The following is a 2,538-nucleotide window of genomic DNA, read 5'->3' on the forward strand; positions in this document are numbered from 1 at the left end:
CGACGTCGCCGCCGGCACCCCAGGTGGCGCCACAGGCGCCGGCCGGCGGTCAGTTCGCGGACGGCTCCGGTGACGCCGGCTCGTACGTGACGCCGCTGGTCCGCCGCCTGGCCGCGGAGAAGGGTGTCGACCTCGCCACCGTGTCGGGCACCGGGGTCGGTGGCCGGATCCGCAAGCAGGACGTCCTCGCGGCGGCCGAGAAGGCCTCGGCCCAGCAGCCGGCCAAGGCGCCCGCCGCCGGTGGCGCCGCCCGCACGCCGTCGCCGGCCGCGACGCCGGACACCTCCGTCCGCGGGCGCACCGAGAAGATGTCCCGGCTGCGGACCGTCATCGCCAAGCGGATGGTCGAGTCGCTGCAGATCAGCGCGCAGCTCACGACCGTGGTCGAGGCCGACGTCACGCGGATCGCGCAGCTGCGGCAGCAGGTGAAGAGCGACTTCGAGGCCCGCGAGGGCGTCAAGCTCTCGTTCCTGCCGTTCTTCGCCAAGGCGACCGTCGAGGCCCTCAAGGCGCACCCGTCGGTGAACTCCTCGATCGACCAGCAGGCCGGGACCGTCACCTACCACGACTCGGAGAACCTCGGCATCGCCGTCGACACCGAGCGCGGGCTGCTCGTGCCGGTGATCCACGACGCCGGCGATCTCGGCCTCGGCGGCTTCGCCCGCAAGATCGCCGACCTCGCCGAGCGCACGCGGTCGAACAAGGTGACGCCGGACGAGCTGGGCGGCGGCACGTTCACGCTGACCAACACCGGCAGCCGCGGCGCCCTGTTCGACACGCCGATCATCAACCAGCCGCAGGTCGGCATCCTCGGCGTGGGCTCCGTGGTCAAGCGCCCCGTGGTCGTCGACGACCCCGAGCTCGGCGAGGTGATCGCGGTCCGCTCGATGGTCTACCTCGCGCTGACCTACGACCACCGCATCGTCGACGGCGCCGACGCCGCCCGCTTCCTCACCACGGTGCGGGAGCGACTGGAGGCCGGTCAGTTCGAGGGCGAACTCGGCCTGTCCTGAACCAGGGCCTCGTCCTCCGGGACGGGGCTGGATCAGGGCCTCGGCTACCGAGCCGGGGCCCTGATCACGTCCAGGGGGATCGAGGGAGGTAGCTCGTGAAGATCGCCGTTGCCGGCGCGTCCGGCCTGATCGGCGGGGCCCTGGTCCCCGCGCTGCGCGCCGAGGGCCACGAGGTCCTGCTGCTGGTGCGCCGCACCCCACGCACGGCCGACGAGCACCGCTGGGATCCTCAGCACCGGCGCATCGCCCCGGACCTGCTGCGCGACGTCGACGCGGTCATCAACCTCGCGGGCGCGCCGATCCGCCCGCGGCCGTGGACGCGGGGCTACCGGCAGGAGCTGGTCACCAGCCGGCTGGACGCGACGGCCACGATCAGCCAGGCGTTGGCCGCCGCGGCGGCCGAGGAGCCCGGACGCCGGCGCGTGCTGCTCAACGCCTCGGGGATCGGCTACTACGGCGACACCGGCGAGCAGCAGATCCGCGAGGACGCACCGCCCGGGAAGGACTTCCTGGCCCAGCTCTGCGTGCGCTGGGAGGCAGCCACCTCCGCGGCCGCCGACGCCGGCGTGCGGGTGGTGATGCTGCGCACCGGCCTGGTGCTCGGCCCCGGCGCGATGCTCGTGCAGGTCCTGGGCCTGGTCTTCCGGCTGGGTCTCGGTGGCCGCCTGGGGAACGGGCGCCAGTACTGGCCGTGGATCAGCCTGCGCGACGAGATCGGCGCCATCGCCCACCTGCTGACCGCCGACGTCTCCGGGCCGGTCAACCTCAACGCCCCCTCCCCGGTGACCAACGCCGAGTTCACCCGGACCCTCGGCGGCGTGCTGAACCGGCCCACCCCCCTGCCGGTGCCGGCGTTCGCCGTCTCGACGGCGCTCGGCGAGTTCGGCCGCGCCAGCGTCCTCGGCGGCCAGCACGCGGTGCCGGCGAAGCTGCTGGACTCCGGCTACGTGTTCGCGGACACCTCGCTGGAGAGCACGCTGCGGACCGCCCTCGGCCGCGACTGACGGACATCACGCGAGCCGCTCGGCGCTCGCGAGCCGCCAGCCCGCCGTCGTCCGGAGCAGCACGATCCGCACCGGGGTCGGTGGCCGCGCCGCCTCGGTGCGCAGCGCCGGTCCGTCCGGATCGTCCCGGGCGACCACCTCGTAGGCGTCCCAGCCGTCGGTGAGCCGCAGCTCGGCCCGGTCGGCGGTCACCGAGACGGGCTCGACGTCCCGCGCCGTCGGGCGGAACCCGCGGGTGACCTCGCCCGCGTCCGCCAGCCCGCGGGCGTGCTCCTCGTCCGCGGCGCGCTGGAGGCTGCCCTCGACCCAGACCCCGGCGAGTGGCTCGGCCGTCGCGGACGCGAACGCCTGCGCCCGCAGCGCGTACAGCCCGGCGACCACGGCCGCCCAGTCCTCGGCGGACGAGGCCGCGGATGAGGCCGCGGTCCTGGCCGCGGCCGGGTCGGCGCGCTCGGCAGCCGGCGCGGTGGACTCGGGCGCGGTGGACTCGGGGGCGGTGGACTCGGGGGCGGTGGACTCGG

2 protein-coding genes and 1 pseudogene are annotated in these 2,538 nt (G+C 75.1%); 2 read left to right on the forward strand and 1 reads right to left on the reverse strand.

Annotated elements, in window-relative coordinates:
* The coding region (gene sucB, locus A6V29_RS06815) for a 2-oxoglutarate dehydrogenase, E2 component, dihydrolipoamide succinyltransferase (protein WP_137159607.1) at positions 1-1,013 on the forward strand (1,013 nt) is incomplete at its 5' end.
* Between the two features lie 95 nt (positions 1,014-1,108).
* Complete coding sequence (locus A6V29_RS06820) at positions 1,109-2,017, forward strand: TIGR01777 family oxidoreductase (RefSeq protein ID WP_137159608.1); 909 nt, start codon at positions 1,109-1,111, stop codon at positions 2,015-2,017.
* Positions 2,018-2,023: 6 nt separating this feature from the next.
* On the opposite strand, the pseudogene A6V29_RS06825 reads toward A6V29_RS06820, so the two are convergent.
* Positions 2,024-2,538 (reverse strand): annotated as a pseudogene (locus A6V29_RS06825) (serine/threonine-protein kinase); the annotation flags it as partial.

It is taken from the genome of Blastococcus sp. CCUG 61487, from assembly GCF_005222955.1.
GTDB lineage: Bacteria > Actinomycetota > Actinomycetes > Mycobacteriales > Geodermatophilaceae > Blastococcus.